The sequence below is a fragment of the Pseudomonas sp. LBUM1660 genome, from assembly GCF_059695935.1.
In genome coordinates, this window is record NZ_CP166795.1 from 4,937,787 (window position 1) to 4,953,972 (window position 16,186).

Consider the following 16,186-nt stretch of genomic DNA (forward strand, 5'->3'; position numbering starts at 1 on the left):
GCTCAACCACGGGGAACAAAGACATCCGCCAGCAGTTGGTTGCGCGGCAATCCGGCCAGGTACAAACGCCGGGCAAAGGCGTCGACACTGTCGGGGGCTCCGCAGACTAAGGCCAGGGTTTGTCGGGAAACAAGCCGCAGTTGCGCCAACACCTGTGGCAACTCGGCCGGGGTCCAGCATTCGACGCTGAGGTTTTCACGCACATCGCACATGGCTTGCAGGGGTTTGGCCAGGTAATGCTCGCTGGCGTCATGGGCGAGGTGAATGACGCGGATGGCGCCTTGGTGATCCTGACGCAACGCTTCGCGCAACACCCCGAACAACGGCCCCAATCCTGTACCGGCGGCCATCAGCCACAGCGGTCGAGTACTCCAGTCGGGGTCGTATTGCAGCGCTCCGCCACGCAGTTCCCCGAGGCGGATCGGGTCGCCGATTTTCAGTTGGCGGGCTGCGTTGCTGAACTCACCCGGCTGGCGACAATCGAGGTGAAATTCCAGAAAGCGGTCTTCTTCCGGCAGGCTCGCCAAGGAGTATGGCCGGGCCACGTTGCCCGCCCACAACACCAGATGCTGCCCGGCGCTGTAGCGTAACGGTCGTTCCGGCGTAAGGCGCAATCGCAACACACTGGCGCTCAACCAATCAACGGCAGCGACTTGCGCCGGGCGGCCGTCGACGTGTGGGTCGAAGGTGTGCACTTGCAGGTCCTCGACCACCTGACACTGACACGCCAGACGCCAACCTTGCTGACGCTGTTCGACGCTCAAGGCATCGGGACGGCTGTCACTGGGCAAGCCTTGGACGCATTGCACCAGGCACGCATGGCAACTGCCGGCGCGACAACTGTAAGGCACGGCCACGCCGTTCTGATTCAGGGCATCGAGCAGGTTGCTGCCCGGCACCACAGACCAGTGGCGCTCGCCGACCCGCAACTCAGGCATCGACGTTCTCCCACGCCGCCGCGCAACGATTGCGACCGTCGCGCTTGGCGCGGTAAAGCGCCTGATCGGCGCGCTGCAAGGCGTCGTCGAGATCGTCGCCCAGCTCCAGCAAGGTCATGCCGGCGGACAAACTGAGGTGGGCGACGTTGAGTCCGATCAGTTCGACATCGGTGAACGCGATGCGCAGCCGTTCGCAACAGGACGTCAGGCGTTCGGCGTTGCAGTCGGGCAGCAACACCACGAACTCTTCGCCGCCATAACGGGCCAGCACATCCCCCTCGCGCAGGCAGGCGGTGGCCACACCGGCAAAGGCTTGCAGTACTTGATCGCCAGCAGCGTGACCATGAACATCGTTGATACGTTTGAAGTGGTCGAGGTCGATCAGCGCCAGGCCATGCACCACGCCAGCGTCCATCGCATTCAGCTCGCGGGAGGCCAGGCGCAGGAAATGCCGGCGGTTGAACAGCCCGGTAAGTTCGTCGGTGGCGACCAGGTCTTCGAGCTGGCGCATCATCCCGCGCAGGGTGTCCTGGTGCGCCTGCAAGGCAAACCGTCGTTGCCGCATACGTTGACGCGAGGCCTGGACGTAACGGGCATAAAGCTCCAGCCACACCAAGACGATAAACAGCACGCACACCTGCAACGCGGCCAGCGCCGGGTCGTGCAACTGGAAGTGGAAGCCCTCCCACAGCGTGATCGCACTGAAACTGAAAAACACCAACAGGGTGCATCGCACAAACGCACGACGGGAAAGATGGAACAGCCCGAACAACATGATCAACAGGTAGAACACCAGGAACGCACCGCGCGCCTCATCCAGATTGGCGATCAGCCACGTCTGCCACCCCAGGCCCATCAACACTTGCGCTTCGGTCAGGCTCGGGTCGGAAAAACGCAGGTTGCAGCCGCTGTAAAACACCGCGAACAACGTCCCCTGAGTGATCACCACCAGCGCACTGCCGATGGCCACGCTGGTCAGCGGTTCATCGAAATGCCCGGTGAAAAACGCCAGCCACAGCAAGACCAAAGCCAGGGCGTAGGTGCCGGCTGCGAGGGCAAAGCGTTTGAGCAAAAGCCGTTGGATGGCGTTATGGGTCAATCGTTGACTCACCGTGCGAAAGGAGGCTGACCGAGTGTCCTACTCTACAGACCGAATGCCACTTTAGTGGGGTGTCTGATAAATGACCATTCAATTTTCGGGGCAGAAAACTGGCGTCAAAAGCATGTCCCGAAGTGGCGACAATCTTGTGGCGAGGGAGCTTGCTCCCGCTGGGCTGCGAAGCGGCCCCCTGCAGTCTTTCAGTGATGACTTGCTGGCAGGTTTTACGTCTGCTGCGCAGCCGGGTGGGACGGTGCGGAGTCCCGACAAGCTCCCTCGCCACAACAGCAGTTCTGCGAATATCCATGTGTGTCCGATATGCGACCAACGATTGACTGCCGGCGGGTGTGCCTGGAACCGAGGCGCGTTATACTGCCGCGCCTTTTTAGCGTCGCGCCAGCTGCCCCGGCGTGCCTTGTAAAGGTGCTTGCAACCGACCGATGCACCCAAGCTGCAAGCACCTTATTGAATGTTCCCGTCTTTTAGAGGAGCGCGACTCATGACCGTGATCAAGCAAGACGACCTGATTCAGAGCGTTGCCGACGCCCTGCAGTTCATTTCCTATTACCATCCCGTTGACTTCATCCAGGCGATGCACGAGGCCTATCTGCGCGAAGAATCGCCGGCAGCTCGCGATTCGATGGCGCAAATCCTGATCAACTCGCGCATGTGTGCCACCGGCCACCGCCCGATCTGCCAGGACACCGGCATCGTCACCGTCTTCGTCCGCGTGGGCATGGACGTGCGTTGGGATGGCGCCACCATGGGCCTGGACGACATGATCAACGAAGGCGTGCGCCGGGCTTACAACCTGCCGGAAAACGTCCTGCGTGCCTCGATCCTCGCCGACCCGGCGGGCGCTCGTAAAAACACCAAAGACAACACCCCGGCCGTTATCCACTACTCCATCGTTCCGGGTAACACCGTGGAAGTGGACGTGGCGGCCAAGGGCGGCGGTTCCGAGAACAAGTCGAAAATGGCCATGCTCAACCCGTCCGACTCGATCGTCGACTGGGTGCTGAAAACCGTTCCGGAAATGGGCGCCGGCTGGTGCCCACCGGGCATGCTCGGCATCGGCATCGGCGGCACCGCCGAGAAAGCCGCCGTCATGGCCAAGGAAGTGTTGATGGAGTCCATCGACATTCACGAGCTGAAAAAGCGCGGCCCGTCCAACCGTATCGAAGAGATGCGCCTGGAGCTGTTCGAGAAGGTCAACCAACTGGGCATCGGCGCCCAGGGCCTCGGTGGCCTGACCACCGTGCTCGACGTGAAGATCATGGATTACCCGACCCACGCCGCTTCGTTGCCGGTGTGCATGATCCCCAACTGCGCCGCCACCCGTCACGCGCACTTCGTGCTCGACGGTTCCGGCCCGGCCTCGCTGGAAGCGCCACCGCTGGACGCCTACCCGGAAATCGTCTGGGAAGCCGGCCCGTCGGCTCGTCGCGTCAACCTCGACACCCTGACCCCGGAAGACGTGCAGAGCTGGAAGCCGGGCGAAACCGTCCTGCTCAACGGCAAGATGCTCACCGGTCGCGATGCCGCGCACAAGCGCATGGTCGAGATGCTGAACAAGGGTGAAACCCTGCCGGTCGATCTGAAAGGTCGCTTCATCTACTACGTCGGCCCGGTTGATCCGGTGCGCGAAGAAGTTGTGGGCCCTGCCGGTCCGACCACCGCCACTCGCATGGACAAGTTCACCCGTCAGATCCTCGAGCAGACTGGCCTGCTGGGCATGATCGGCAAATCCGAGCGCGGCCCGACCGCGATCGAAGCGATCAAGGACCACAAAGCCGTTTACCTGATGGCAGTCGGCGGCGCGGCTTACCTGGTGGCCCAAGCCATCAAGAAATCACGTGTGGTGGCGTTCGCCGAACTGGGCATGGAAGCGATCTACGAGTTCGACGTGAAAGACATGCCGGTGACCGTTGCGGTGGATAGCAAGGGCGAGTCGGTACACATCACCGGTCCTGCCATCTGGCAGAAAAAGATCAGTGAAAGCCTGGCGGTCGAAGTGCAGTAAGCGCGTCGACGACGAAATAAAAAGGCGACAGGGGCTATGCTCTTGCCGCCTTTTTTATTTGCTTTATTTATCTATGTCAAAAAGGTGGTGGATTTCAGCGTGGGAATGCTCAACACCGTCGTGATATGGTTCGCGCCCTCCGCACACTTGTGTAATCCCCGGCATGCTTGAGTCTTCTCGCTCTTTACGCATAACTCTATACACCCTCCTTATCCTCGCCGGTGCCGCACTGGCGGCCGGTTTTGCCCTGCGTCACGCCGAACGCCAGGCGTTGGTCGAAGACGCCGCGCGGGCCAATCAGCAATTGGCGCTCTACGCCAACTCCCTGCATACCCTGATTGATCGCTACCGCGCCCTGCCCGCCGTGCTGGCGCTGGACCCGGAGTTGCGCGGCGCGCTCAATGGCCAGGTAACGACCGAACAGCAGGACGCGCTGAACCGCAAACTGGAAAAAATCAACGGTGCCGCGCAGTCCTCGACCCTGGAACTGCTCGACCGCACCGGCCTCGCCGTGGCCGCCAGCAATTGGCGTTTGCCCAGCAGTTACGTCGGCCACAACTACGGTTTTCGCCCCTACTTCAGCCAAACCCGTACCCAAGGCACCGGGCGCTTTTATGCGGTGGGCGTGACCAGCGGCATTCCGGGGTATTTCCTGTCCAGCGCGGTGACCAGCGACAGTGGCGAATTCCTCGGGGCGATGGTGGTGAAGCTCGAGTTTCCGGAACTGGAGCGCGAATGGCGCCAGGGCAGCGACACGTTGCTGGTCAGCGATGCACGCGGCATTATTTTCATCGCCAACCAGCCGGGCTGGCGCTATCGCCTGTTGAAACCCTTGAGCGACAGCGATCGCGCCGAGCTCAAGGTCACCCGCCAATACGACAAACAACCGCTGACACCGCTGGACTATCAATCGCTGCAGCGCTTTGACGACAACAGCGATCTGACGCGGGTCGCCGGTCCGGACGGTACGGCCAATTACCTGTGGGAATCGCTGCCGCTGAGCACGGAAGGCTGGACCTTGCACCTGCTGCGCCGCCCGCAAGTCGCCTTCGAGGACAGCCGCAACGCCGCGCTCGCCGCTGCCGGGCTGTGGCTGGCGCTGGTGTTTCTGTTGCTGTTCCTCAATCAACGCTGGCGCCTGGCGAAAATGCGCCAGCGCAGCCGTGAAGAACTCGAACAACTGGTGGAAGAGCGCACCCGCGACCTGCGCACCGCTCAGGACGGTCTGGTGCAATCGGCCAAACTGGCGGCCCTCGGCCAGATGTCCGCCGCCCTCGCCCATGAAATCAATCAGCCGCTGACCGCCCAGCGCATGCAGTTGGCTACGCTGAGGCTGCTGCTCGATCACGGCCGGGTCGACGACGCCTACAAGGCGTTGAAACCGGTGGACGACATGCTGACGCGCATGGCCGCCCTCACCGGCCACCTGAAAACCTTTGCCCGTAAAAGCCCCAGCGGTTTGCGCGAACGGCTGGATTTGGCGGCGGTGGTGGACCAATCGCTGCAATTGCTCGACGCGCGTCTGCGTGATGAGCAGGTCAGCACCGTGCTGCACCTGACGCGTCCGGCGTGGGTCCGTGGCGATGCGATTCGCCTGGAACAGGTGTTGATCAACCTGCTGCGCAATGCGCTGGATGCCATGCAGGACAAACCCTGCAAACGCCTGGAAATCCGCCTCGAAGCCGACGAGCAACTCTGGCGCCTGACCGTCACCGACAACGGAGGCGGCATCGCCGAAGAACACTTGCCGAACGTGTTCGACCCGTTCTTCACCACCAAACCGGTGGGCGATGGCCTGGGCCTTGGCTTGGCGGTATCGTTTGCCATCGTGCACGAATCGGGTGGGCGCCTGAGCGCCGACAATCACGCCAACGGCGCCGTGTTCACCGTGACTTTACCCATCGATCTGGAGGCCCACGGCCCATGCTGAATTCCGTGATGGTGGTCGACGACGAAAGCAGCATTCGCAGCGCCGTCGAGCAATGGCTGAGCCTGTCGGGTTTCGAGGTGCAGCTGTTCAGCCGAGCCGATGAGTGCCTGGCGCAGTTGCCAGGTCACTTCCCGGGCGTGATCCTCAGCGACGTGAGCATGCCCGGCATGACCGGCCTGGAGTTGCTGGCCGAGGTTCAGCGCCGCGATGCCGACCTGCCGGTGATTCTGCTGACCGGCCACGGCGATGTACCGATGGCGGTCGAAGCGATGCGCGATGGCGCCTATGACTTCCTCGAAAAACCCTTCAGCCCGGAAACCCTGCTGAGCAGTTTGCGCAGGGCGCTGGACAAGCGCCGGCTGGTGCTGGAAAACCGTGCCTTGCATGAGCTGGCCGACAACCGCGCAAAACTCGACGCGACGCTGCTGGGCGTGTCACGCGGTTTGCAGACCTTGCGCCGGCAGGTGCTGGATCTGGCCGCATTGCCGGTCAATGTGTTGATCCGTGGTGAAACCGGCAGCGGCAAAGAGTTGGTCGCCCGCTGCCTGCACGACTTCGGGCCGCGCGCGGACAAGCCGTTTGTGGCGCTCAATTGCGCGGCGATTCCCGAGCAGTTGTTCGAGGCTGAGTTGTTTGGCCATGAGAGCGGCGCTTTTACCGGCGCCTCGGGCAAACGCATTGGCAAGCTTGAATACGCGGACGGCGGCACGCTGTTTCTCGATGAAATCGAAAGCATGCCGCTGGCCCAGCAGGTGAAGTTGCTGCGGGTGCTGCAGGAGCAGAAGCTTGAGCGACTGGGCTCCAATCAGAGCATTCGCGTGGATTTGCGGATCATCGCCGCGACCAAGCCTGATCTGCTGGATGAGGCACGGGCGGGGCGTTTTCGCGAGGACCTGGCTTATCGGTTGAACGTTGCTGAGTTGCGCCTGCCGCCCTTGCGCGAGCGGCGTGAAGACATTCCGTTGTTGTTCGAATCGTTTGCGCAGAATGCCGCCGAGCGTCTGGGCCGCACGTTTCCACCGTTGAGTGGCCCGCAGTTGAGCCATCTGCTGAGCCACGACTGGCCGGGCAATGTGCGCGAACTGGCGAACGTTGCCGAGCGTCAGGTGCTGGGGTTGGGCGAGCCGGAACCGGTCGGGATCGACCCCGGCCAGTCGCTGGCGGCGCAGGCGGAGGCGTTCGAAGCGCATTGCCTGCGCGCGGCGCTGACCCGGCACAAGGGTGACGTGAAAGCGGTGCTTGAAGAACTGCAACTGCCGCGCAGGACCTTCAATGAAAAGATGCAGCGGCATGGGTTGAGCCGGGAGATGTTCTTGTAGTGCCTGAACGGGCCTCTTCGCGGGCAAGCCTCGCTCCTACGGTATTTGTGTCGCTCGAAAATACTGCAAACGACGCAAACCCTGTAGGAGCGAGGCTTCCCCGCGAAGGGGCCAATACAAACAATACAAACCCACAACCCAGATAAGCAATTTTCCGCTCACGCCCAACCCAGCATAAGCGGATTTCCGCTCACCAAATCCCCGCAACCCCTCTAAACCAGCCTTCCTTGATCTGGCACACCTCCTGCTATAGCCCAAGCAGGCTGCGTTTCAACGCGCTCCACAAAAACAATTAAACGAAGGATCCTTCAATGGATAACTCCAACGCCCTGCCCCTCGGGTCGGCTGCCTTGCCTGCCAAAGAAAGAACCACCGCCAGTCGCATCAAGTCGATCTTCAGCGGCTCTGTCGGCAACATGGTCGAGTGGTACGACTGGTACGTCTACGCGGCCTTCTCCCTGTACTTCGCCAAGGCCTTTTTCCCCAAAGGCGACACCACCGCCCAACTGCTGAACACCGCCGCGATCTTCGCCGTGGGCTTCCTGATGCGCCCGATCGGTGGCTGGCTGATGGGCCTGTACGCTGACAAGGCCGGTCGCAAGAAAGCACTGATGGCTTCGGTGTATCTGATGTGTTTCGGCTCGCTGCTGATTGCCCTGAGCCCCGGTTATGAAACCATTGGCATCGGCGCACCGATCCTGCTGATTTTCGCCCGTTTGCTGCAAGGCCTGTCGGTCGGTGGCGAATACGGCACCTCGGCGACCTACCTTAGCGAGATGGCGACCAAGGACCGTCGCGGCTTCTACTCCAGCTTCCAGTACGTGACCCTGATTTCGGGTCAGCTCATCGCCTTGGCCGTACTGATCGTGCTGCAACAGACCCTGACCACTGAAGAACTGTACGCCTGGGGCTGGCGCATCCCGTTCGCCATCGGCGCGCTGTGTGCCGTGGTCGCGCTGTACCTGCGTCGTGGCATGGAAGAAACCGAGTCGTTCACCAAGAAAGAGAAGGCCAAGGAAAGCGCGATGCGCACCTTGATGCGCCACCCTAAGGAACTGATGACCGTGGTCGGCCTGACCATGGGCGGCACCCTGGCGTTCTACACCTACACCACGTACATGCAGAAATACCTGGTGAACACGGTCGGCATGAGCATCTCCGACTCCACCACGATTTCCGCCGCTACGCTGTTCCTGTTCATGTGCCTGCAACCGATCATCGGCGGCTTGTCGGACAAGGTTGGCCGTCGTCCGATCCTGATTGCCTTCGGTGTGCTCGGGACGCTGTTCACCGTGCCGATCCTGACCACCCTGCACACCATTCAATCCTGGTGGGGCGCGTTCTTCCTGATCATGGCGGCGCTGATCATCGTCAGCGGCTACACCTCGATCAACGCGGTGGTCAAAGCCGAACTGTTCCCGACCGAAATCCGTGCGCTGGGCGTCGGCCTGCCGTATGCGCTGACCGTGTCGATCTTCGGCGGCACCGCTGAATACATCGCGCTGTGGTTCAAGAGCATCGGCATGGAAACCGGTTACTACTGGTACGTGACGGCGTGTATTGCAGTGTCGTTGCTGGTGTACATCACCATGAAAGACACCCGCAAACATTCGCGGATCGAAACGGACTGATTCGGCTGGCGCAATAAAACAGGGGCAGACCTTAGCGGGTCTGCCCCTTTTTAATTGCGTCTACACATCCCCTTGTAGGAGCGAGGCTTGCCCGCGAAGGCGTAGTGTCAGCCACATCGATGCTGAATTTGAAATCGCCTTCGCGGACAAGCCTCGCTCCTACAGTGGCGTGTCGCTGGAAATAACGTGGTCGTCCTTGCACTATTGGCGCATCCCGAATGCAGCCCAGGAATTGTTTACATGCCCGACGACATCCACTTCTACGAACCCGCCAACGGCCACGGCTTGCCGCATGACCCGTTCAATGCCATCGTCGGCCCGCGCCCCATCGGCTGGATTTCCTCCCAGGATGCCAATGGCCGCTTGAACCTGGCGCCTTACAGCTTCTTCAACGCCTTCAACTACATTCCGCCGATCATCGGGTTTTCCAGCGTCGGCCGTAAAGACAGCCTGAACAACATCGAGCAGACCGGCGAATTTGCCTGGAACCTGGCCACCCGGCCACTGGCCGAGCAGATGAATCAGAGCTGCGCCATGGTCCCGCCCGAGGTCAACGAGTTCGAGCTGTCTGGCCTGACCCCGGTCGCCTCGAAAATCATTCAGGTGCCACGGGTCGCCGAAAGCCCGGTGTCCTTCGAGTGCAAGGTCACGCAGATCATTCAATTGCAGCGGGCGGACGGGAACGTGGTGCCGAGCTGGCTGATACTGGGCGAAGTGGTCGCCGTGCATATCGCCAAGTGGCTGTTGAAAGACGGGGTGTACGACACCGCCGCGGCAGAACCGATTCTGCGCGGCGGCGGGCCAGCGGATTACTTTCAGCTGGGGCCAGAGGCATTGTTCAAGATGTTCCGCCCGGGGGCGGTCAAGTGATTACCAGAGCAGGTCGGCGTCTTCTTTGACGTCTTTGAGGCGGGTCAGCTCTTTGGCGGCGGCCAGATCAGCCTCGTTGGCAGTCTTGAAGATTTGCCCTTCAAGTACTTTGTGAAAACGTGGCGCTCCGGTGCCACCGATGGCTTTGACGGCGATAGCGGCGTGGTAACCCCCCTCGCCCGGTACTACAGCGGAAACAGCTTCGAAATGATCAAAGGCTTTACGTGCCATGTCGCGGATCCTGGCTGATTGAGAATGGAGCCATTAAACCCTCAACCCGCCATTTTGTGTACCCACGACCGGGACTGCCCCCGCGCCTGGTCGGCCGACACGTCCTTGAAGGTATGAAAATCCAGGCTGTTAACCACCATCTCCTGCACCAGCTCGGCGAAAATCTCCATCGCGGGCGTGCTGAAATAGGCCGTCATCGCTTGCTGGTGCGTCCAGAAACCGGACACCAGCCACAACTCTGGATCACATTGCGAATGCTGCAGGGAAAAACTCAGACAACCCGGCGCGCTACGGGACGGCTCGATCAAGGCGCTCAGGCGCGCACCGAGCTCCGCCGAACGCCCGGCGCGGGCACGGACAAAAGCCATATGACTGACGGGGATCTGCGTAGACATGTTCAACCCTCCCAGGGAGTCGAGTGGCAGCCGGGGGACGGGCTGCGACAGGATCAAAGGTTAAGCGCGCAGGGGGAAGTGCGGTTAGTCGATTCCTGCCGGCTTTTTGCACAATCCTGCGCGGCGTTCCGATATACCTGTAACAACCTGTAAAAAATGTTCGTACCTTTGAAACAAGGCTTTCAAGCAAGTTTCCCTTGGCAGGTGCAGCCATAGAGGCACCGCTGATCCACTCCATGCAGAATCAGGCAAGCTTGAGGCAGGATGTGTCTACCGCTGCGTCTTGCACAAACTTAAGCTCGCCCCATTACCAACACCTCAACGAGGATGCCCGGCATGTCGTCGTTCGATCACTTTCAAGCCCCGCTGGATGCCGACATGGAGAAACAGCGCGCAGAACTGGCCACGATCATCCGTCGCAACACAACGGACGATGGCACTTATGCCACAGCGGTCGGCTCGCTGTTCATGTCGCGTCACGGTAAGTCCCATGACTTTGCTCCGGTGCTGGCGCAACCGGCGTTGTGCATCATGGCCCAGGGCCGCAAAGAGGTCAGGCTGGCCGATGAATACTTCAATTACGATCCGCTGAATTACCTGGTGGTGTCGGTCTCGATGCCACTGAGCGGGCGCGTCGTGAATGTCACGTCTGAAGAACCGATCCTCGCGGTGCGACTGGATATTGATCCGGCCGAAATCACCGCGCTGATTGCCGACGCCGGCCCTTTGGGCGTACCGACCCGCCCCACCGGCCGCGGCCTGTATGTCGAACGGATTGATACGGCGATGCTCGACGCGGTGTTGCGTCTGGCGCGTTTGCTCGATACCCCGAAAGACATCGCCATGCTCGCGCCGCTGATTCGCCGGGAGATTCTTTATCGGTTATTGCGCAGTCAGCAGGGGCATCGGCTGTATGAGATTGCGATTGCCAATAGCCAGAGCCACCGCATCAGTCAGGCGATCAAGTGGCTGAACGGCAACTATGAGCAACCGCTGCGTATCGATGATCTGGCGAAGGAAGTGAACCTGAGCGTGTCGACGTTGCATCACCGGTTCAAGGCGATGACGGCGATGAGCCCGTTGCAGTATCAGAAGCAACTGCGCTTGCAGGAAGCGCGGCGGTTGATGCTGGCCGAAGGGCTGGAAGCGTCAGCGGCCGGGTATCGGGTGGGGTATGAAAGCCCGTCGCAATTCAGCCGGGAGTACAGCCGGTTGTTCGGGGCGCCGCCGTTAAGGGATTTGGCGCGGTTGCGGTTGTCCGTCTGATCTGATTTTTGTGGTGAGGCTACTGGCCCTTTCGCGAGCAAGCCCGCTCCCACAGGGGATTTGTGAACGACACAGATCCAATGTGGGAGCGGGCTTGCTCGCGAAGAGGCCAGTCCAGTCAACACACCTCTAGAGTCAGGCGCCGAGTACGCGGCAAGCCTCGGCCGGCAACGTCACCGACACCGGATTGCCAATGCTCAACCCAAACCCCTGACACGGCGTGCTCAGCGCGGTAAACGACACACCCGAACACTCCACGGTGGTTTCAATCGTCGCGCCGATATCCCGCACAAACGTCACCTTGCCCAGCAACCGATTACCCGCCGTCGCCTGCGGATGCGACAGTTGCAGGTCCTCAGGGCGAATCAGCATCTTCACCTTCTCACCGACCACAATGCTGCTGCAGATCGGCACTTCCAGCGCATCGCCACCCGGCAATCCAACCTTGCCGTTGCCCAGCGCCGTGGCCGGGAAGATGTTGCCCGAGCCGATAAAGTCCGCCACAAATTCGTTGGCCGGGTGCCGGTAGATTTCAATCGGCGAACCCACCTGCTGCACCCGATGCTCACCCAGCACCACCACGATATCGGCCATGGTCATGGCTTCGCGCTGGTCGTGGGTGACCATGATCGTGGTGATGTTCAAGCGTTGTTGCAGCTGGCGGATTTCCACCTGCATCGATTCGCGCAACTTGGCGTCGAGTGCCGACAGTGGCTCATCCAGCAGCAGGATTTTCGGCCGCGCGGCAATCGCCCGGGCAATCGCCACGCGCTGACGTTGACCGCCGGAGAGTTTGGCCACCGGGCGATCAATCATCTCGCTCAGTTGAATCAGCTCGAGCAATTCCACCACTCGCGCCTGCTGATCAGCTTTGCTGACCCCGCGCAGTTTCAGCGGATAGGCGATGTTCTCCCCCACCGTCATGTGCGGGAACAGCGCTAGGGATTGGAACACCATGCCGAAATTACGTTGATGCGCAGGCGTGTGGCCGATGTCTTCACCGTCCAGGCGAATCTCGCCGCCACTCAGGGTTTCAAGCCCGGCGATCATCCGCAGCAGGGTGGTTTTGCCGCAGCCCGACGGGCCGAGGAAACACACCAGTTTGCCTTCCGGCAAATGCAGGTTTACATCCTTTACCGCGCAGGCCGAGCCGTAATATTTCTCGACGTTTTCCAGAATCAGACCAGTCATGTTGCACCTCAAGAAATCAGAACGAAACGCCACCTTCACCGACCAGCTTCTCCAACGCCCAGATCAGGACGAAGTCGATCAGCACGATCAGCACGGCAAACGAAAATACGGTGGGGTCGAGCGAAGACACGGTGCGGCTGTACATCCAGATCGGCACGGTCATCACGTCGATGGTGTAGAGGAAATAGGTCACGGTGAATTCGTTGAACGAGACGATGAACGCCAGCAGCATGCCCGCCAGAATCCCCGACTTCATCAACGGCACCACCACATCGATAATCGCCCGCAGCGGTGAGGCGCCGAGCATTTGCGCGGCCTCTTCGACTTCGCTGCCGATGGAGAGCATCGCCGCCGTGCAGTTCTTGACCACGAACGGCAGGGCCAGGATCACGTGGGCAATCACCAGCCGCGACGTAGTGATGTGAAATGGCAGGCTGTCAAACACCAGCAATAACGCCAGGCCCAACACCACCATTGGAAACACCAATGGCAGCGACATCAGTTGCAGCGCCACAGCCTTGCCGCGGAACTCGCAACGGGTCAGTGCGTAAGCCGCCGGCACCGCGACAATGGTGGCAAACACCATTGTCAGGCACGCCACCATCAGGCTGGTGGTCATGGCTTGGCCCAGGCTCAGCACATCGCTGGAATCCGGCGACACGAAGGTGTTCCAGGCGGCCTTGTACCATTGCAGGCTGTAGCTGCTCGGCGGGAAGTCAAGGTTCGACGCACCGCTGAACGACATCACGATCATGGTCAGGATCGGCAACACCGCCAGCAGCAGGATGAAGCCCGACAGGATGCCGGCAAACTTGCCGGTCTCGCCGGGCAGCAGCCCATAACGTTTCTTGGTCAACGTGCTCATTGCGAAGCCTCCAGCATGCGCCGACGACGGCCAGTGATGAATTCGGACAAGGTCATGATCGCCAGCGTGGTGACGATCAGCACCACACCGGCAGCGGACGCGGCGGGCCAGTTCATCAGCGGGGCGATCTGGTCATGCACCATCACCGCCAGCATCGGCACGCGCCGGCCGCCGAGCAGCAAAGGCACGACGAAACTGCTGGCGTTGTAGGCGAACACCAACGTCGCGCCGGTGATGATCCCCGGCATGCTCATCGGCAGCACCACCTGGCGGAACACCTGGAAGCGACTCGCCCCCAGGGTGGCGGCGGCTTCTTCGTAAGTGCGCGCGACGCCGCGCATGGCGCTGGCAATCGGCAGCACAGCCAACGGGAACGCGGTTTGCACCAGGCCCATCAACACGCCGTTCTGGTTGTAGAGCAGCATGATCGGTCGCTTGATCAGGCCCAGGCCCAGCAGCGCCTGATTGAGCATGCCGCCAGGGCCGAGAATCACCAGCCAGCCATAGCTTTGCAGCAGCAGATTGACCAGCAACGGCAGCAACACCGCGGCGAGGAAGATCCGGCGCACGAACGGCGAGGTCAGCCGCGACATGGTGTAGGCCACCGGGATCGCCAGCACCACCGCGATCACCGCGCTGATCAGTGCCAGGCGCAGGGTCAGCAGCAAGGATTTGAGGTAATAGGGTTCGAGCAATTGGGCATAACTGGCCAGGCTGAACCCGGTCCACTCTGCGCCTTTGGTGCCCACGCTCATGCGCAGCACCAGCAGGCTGGCGGCAATCAGCACGCCCAGAAACAGCATCGACGGCGAGAGGAAAAACCACGCACGCGCCGTCGGCGAAACACCCCGATTTGCGCGCGCGGGAACGGCGGCGACCGGATGAGTCAGAGGTTGGTGTTCCATAGCAAAGGTCTCGTCAATGGAAAGCAGCAAGACTGAGATTCGGCAAAACCTGTGGCGAGGGAGCTTGCTCCCGCTGGGCCGCGAAGCGGCCCCAATGAATAACCGCACTCGTTCAGACAGAAAGAGGTGTTCGGTTTTGTGGCTGCTACGCAGCCAAGCGGGAGCAAGCTCCCTCGCCACAATGGATCTTCAAACCGCAGAAATCAGGAAGAAAAGATTTCCGTGTAACGACGAATCCATTGGTCATGCACGGTGGCCAGGAAGGCGTTGTCGTGCATGATCGCCTTCTCGGCAATCTGCTCCGGCGTGAGGATGTACGGGCTCTTGCGCGCTTCGGCGGAGATGATTGCCTTGGCGTTGACCGGGCCGTTGTAGATGTCCTCGGCCATCTTGCCCTGCACCAGCGGGTCCAGAGAGTGGTTGATGAAGGCGTAGGTCAGGTCGGTATCGCCCGGACGGTTCTTCGGCATTACCGAGAGCATCAGGTCGGTGTAGAAACCTTCCTTCATCCCGAACGTAGCGCCCAGGCCGTAGGCCGGATCGCGGATCTGTTTCGGGAAGAATGCCGGCGCGTACAGGCCGCCCATGTCCAGGGAGCCGGTGCGGAACAGTTCGGCGATCTGGTTCGGGTTTTCACCCAGGGTCACCACACGATCTTTCAGCTCGGCGAGTTTCTTGAAGCCCGGCTCGATGTTGTGCTCGTCACCCCCGGCCAGTTTGGCGGCGATGATGATCAGGTCCATCGCTTCGGTCCAGTTCGGCGGCGGCAGGAAGATGTTCGGCGACAGCTCGGCGTCCCACAGGGCGGCGTAACTGTCCGGCGCTTCCTTGATGGTGCGGGTGCTGTAGACGAGGCTGTTGCACCACAGCAGGTAACCGATGCCGTGACCGTTGGCGCCGGTACGGTATTTCTCCGGAACATCGACCAGGTTGGGAATGCGGTTGAGGTCGGGTTTTTCCAACAGGTTGGCCGCGGCCAGGCCTTCGGCGCCGACGCCGGCCAGGGTGATGATGTCGTACTGCGGACGATCACCGCCGGCCTTGAGTTTGGCGACCATTTCCGAGGTGCTGCCGGTGCGGTCAGCGATGACCTTGCAGCCGTATTTGTCTTCGAAGGTGGCCGCGATGTTACGCAGTGCAGCCAAACCGGTGTCGTCGGACCAGGTCAGCAGGCGCAGGGTTTTGCCCTGGAAGCGTGTGTCGCTGGCATTGGCCTTGACGAAGGGCAAACTCATGGCCGCCGCTGCAACCGAAGCCACGCCCACGGTTTTGATGAATTGACGTCTGTTTAGATCATGCTCGCCCATTACGGACTCCCTTTGTTTTTGTAGGTATAAGGCAGGTCGAAACTGTTGCATCCGCGCGGCCGGTTCAGCGTTATCCCTCGTATTTTCGGGGGTTTGGCTGAACCAGTGAGTTCATCCTGAGGTCGTGCAAAACACCTGACTATCGATAAAAACTCATCGAAGCCATGACACCAGCGCATGCCTCCATACGAGGCATGCGCTGACCTTTTTCGTGCC

General features: G+C 60.9%; 14 protein-coding genes. 6 read left to right on the forward strand and 8 right to left on the reverse strand.

All coding sequences use genetic code 11. The features are described from left to right. Nucleotides 1–2: 2 nt before the first annotated feature. Nucleotides 3–938, reverse strand: a complete 936-nt coding sequence (locus ACA068_RS22940; RefSeq protein ID WP_497304996.1) for an iron-sulfur-binding ferredoxin reductase — start codon at nt 936–938, stop codon at nt 3–5. Continuing rightward, nucleotides 931–2,037: a GGDEF domain-containing protein gene (locus ACA068_RS22945; protein ID WP_497304998.1), complete on the reverse strand. Its 1,107-nt coding sequence runs from the start codon at nt 2,035–2,037 to the stop codon at nt 931–933. The genes ACA068_RS22940 and ACA068_RS22945 overlap by 8 nt, the downstream gene beginning before the upstream one ends. Before the next feature lie 499 nt (nt 2,038–2,536). On the opposite strand from ACA068_RS22945, the gene ACA068_RS22950 reads away from it, so the two are divergent. From ACA068_RS22950 to ACA068_RS22970, 5 genes are all read left to right on the forward strand, one after another. Continuing rightward, nucleotides 2,537–4,060, forward strand: a complete 1,524-nt coding sequence (locus ACA068_RS22950) for a fumarate hydratase (protein ID WP_008156025.1) — start codon at nt 2,537–2,539, stop codon at nt 4,058–4,060. A gap of 163 nt (nt 4,061–4,223) precedes the next feature. Beyond that, the gene (locus ACA068_RS22955) at nt 4,224–5,990 is read left to right on the forward strand and encodes a sensor histidine kinase (RefSeq protein WP_497305000.1); all 1,767 of its coding nucleotides are present in this window, start codon (nt 4,224–4,226) and stop codon (nt 5,988–5,990) included. Further along, nucleotides 5,984–7,309 (forward strand): sigma-54-dependent transcriptional regulator, encoded by a 1,326-nt coding sequence (locus ACA068_RS22960; RefSeq protein WP_497305002.1) that lies wholly within the window; start codon nt 5,984–5,986, stop codon nt 7,307–7,309. Before ACA068_RS22955 ends, ACA068_RS22960 begins: the two co-directional genes overlap by 7 nt. A gap of 311 nt (nt 7,310–7,620) precedes the next feature. Next, the gene (locus ACA068_RS22965) at nt 7,621–8,940 is read left to right on the forward strand and encodes an MFS transporter (RefSeq protein WP_497305004.1); all 1,320 of its coding nucleotides are present in this window, start codon (nt 7,621–7,623) and stop codon (nt 8,938–8,940) included. Nucleotides 8,941–9,180: 240 nt separating this feature from the next. Further along, entirely contained in the window at nt 9,181–9,810 is a 630-nt protein-coding gene (locus ACA068_RS22970; RefSeq protein ID WP_131063247.1) for a flavin reductase family protein, read from the forward strand. Here ACA068_RS22970 and ACA068_RS22975 read toward each other — a convergent pair whose 3' ends face one another. Both ACA068_RS22975 and ACA068_RS22980 read right to left on the reverse strand, forming a co-directional pair. Continuing rightward, nucleotides 9,811–10,041, reverse strand: a complete 231-nt coding sequence (locus ACA068_RS22975; RefSeq protein WP_083375873.1) for a hypothetical protein — start codon at nt 10,039–10,041, stop codon at nt 9,811–9,813. Between the two features lie 41 nt (nt 10,042–10,082). Then, the gene (locus tag ACA068_RS22980) at nt 10,083–10,436 is read right to left on the reverse strand and encodes a putative quinol monooxygenase (RefSeq protein WP_497305006.1); all 354 of its coding nucleotides are present in this window, start codon (nt 10,434–10,436) and stop codon (nt 10,083–10,085) included. A 336-nt stretch (nt 10,437–10,772) separates the two neighbouring features. Between ACA068_RS22980 and ACA068_RS22985 the strand changes: the two genes are divergently transcribed. Beyond that, on the forward strand, nt 10,773–11,702 hold the full coding sequence (locus ACA068_RS22985) for an AraC family transcriptional regulator (protein WP_497305008.1): 930 nt from the start codon (nt 10,773–10,775) through the stop codon (nt 11,700–11,702). Nucleotides 11,703–11,837: 135 nt separating this feature from the next. On the opposite strand, the gene ACA068_RS22990 is transcribed toward ACA068_RS22985, so the two are convergent. The 4 genes from ACA068_RS22990 to ACA068_RS23005 all read right to left on the reverse strand — a co-directional run bounded on the left by ACA068_RS22990 (nt 11,838) and on the right by ACA068_RS23005 (nt 15,970). Next, nucleotides 11,838–12,893 carry an ABC transporter ATP-binding protein gene (locus tag ACA068_RS22990; protein ID WP_497305010.1) on the reverse strand — a complete coding sequence of 352 codons (1,056 nt, stop codon included), beginning with the start codon at nt 12,891–12,893 and terminating at the stop codon, nt 11,838–11,840. Nucleotides 12,894–12,909: 16 nt separating this feature from the next. Then, nucleotides 12,910–13,758, reverse strand: a complete 849-nt coding sequence (locus ACA068_RS22995; RefSeq protein WP_497305012.1) for an ABC transporter permease — start codon at nt 13,756–13,758, stop codon at nt 12,910–12,912. Then, nucleotides 13,755–14,663 (reverse strand): ABC transporter permease, encoded by a 909-nt coding sequence (locus tag ACA068_RS23000; protein WP_497305014.1) that lies wholly within the window; start codon nt 14,661–14,663, stop codon nt 13,755–13,757. The genes ACA068_RS22995 and ACA068_RS23000 overlap by 4 nt, the downstream gene beginning before the upstream one ends. A 203-nt stretch (nt 14,664–14,866) precedes the next feature. Continuing rightward, a complete protein-coding gene (locus ACA068_RS23005) occupies nt 14,867–15,970 on the reverse strand; it encodes an extracellular solute-binding protein (RefSeq protein ID WP_094470949.1) in 1,104 nt (367 codons plus the stop codon). Between the last annotated feature and the right edge of the window lie 216 nt (nt 15,971–16,186).

Excerpts from the sequence above, each read along its gene's own strand:
- ACA068_RS22940 (WP_497304996.1), bottom strand. The coding sequence starts at position 938 with ATGCCTGAGTTGCGGGTCGGCGAGCGCCACTGGTCTGTGGTGCCGGGC.
- ACA068_RS22950 (WP_008156025.1), top strand. The coding sequence starts at position 2,537 with ATGACCGTGATCAAGCAAGACGACCTGATTCAGAGCGTTGCCGACGCC.
- ACA068_RS22955 (WP_497305000.1), top strand. The coding sequence starts at position 4,224 with ATGCTTGAGTCTTCTCGCTCTTTACGCATAACTCTATACACCCTCCTT.
- ACA068_RS22960 (WP_497305002.1), top strand. The coding sequence starts at position 5,984 with ATGCTGAATTCCGTGATGGTGGTCGACGACGAAAGCAGCATTCGCAGC.
- ACA068_RS22965 (WP_497305004.1), top strand. The coding sequence starts at position 7,621 with ATGGATAACTCCAACGCCCTGCCCCTCGGGTCGGCTGCCTTGCCTGCC.
- ACA068_RS22970 (WP_131063247.1), top strand. The coding sequence starts at position 9,181 with ATGCCCGACGACATCCACTTCTACGAACCCGCCAACGGCCACGGCTTG.
- ACA068_RS22975 (WP_083375873.1), bottom strand. The coding sequence starts at position 10,041 with ATGGCACGTAAAGCCTTTGATCATTTCGAAGCTGTTTCCGCTGTAGTA.
- ACA068_RS22980 (WP_497305006.1), bottom strand. The coding sequence starts at position 10,436 with ATGTCTACGCAGATCCCCGTCAGTCATATGGCTTTTGTCCGTGCCCGC.
- ACA068_RS22985 (WP_497305008.1), top strand. The coding sequence starts at position 10,773 with ATGTCGTCGTTCGATCACTTTCAAGCCCCGCTGGATGCCGACATGGAG.
- ACA068_RS22990 (WP_497305010.1), bottom strand. The coding sequence starts at position 12,893 with ATGACTGGTCTGATTCTGGAAAACGTCGAGAAATATTACGGCTCGGCC.
- ACA068_RS22995 (WP_497305012.1), bottom strand. The coding sequence starts at position 13,758 with ATGAGCACGTTGACCAAGAAACGTTATGGGCTGCTGCCCGGCGAGACC.
- ACA068_RS23000 (WP_497305014.1), bottom strand. The coding sequence starts at position 14,663 with ATGGAACACCAACCTCTGACTCATCCGGTCGCCGCCGTTCCCGCGCGC.
- ACA068_RS23005 (WP_094470949.1), bottom strand. The coding sequence starts at position 15,970 with ATGGGCGAGCATGATCTAAACAGACGTCAATTCATCAAAACCGTGGGC.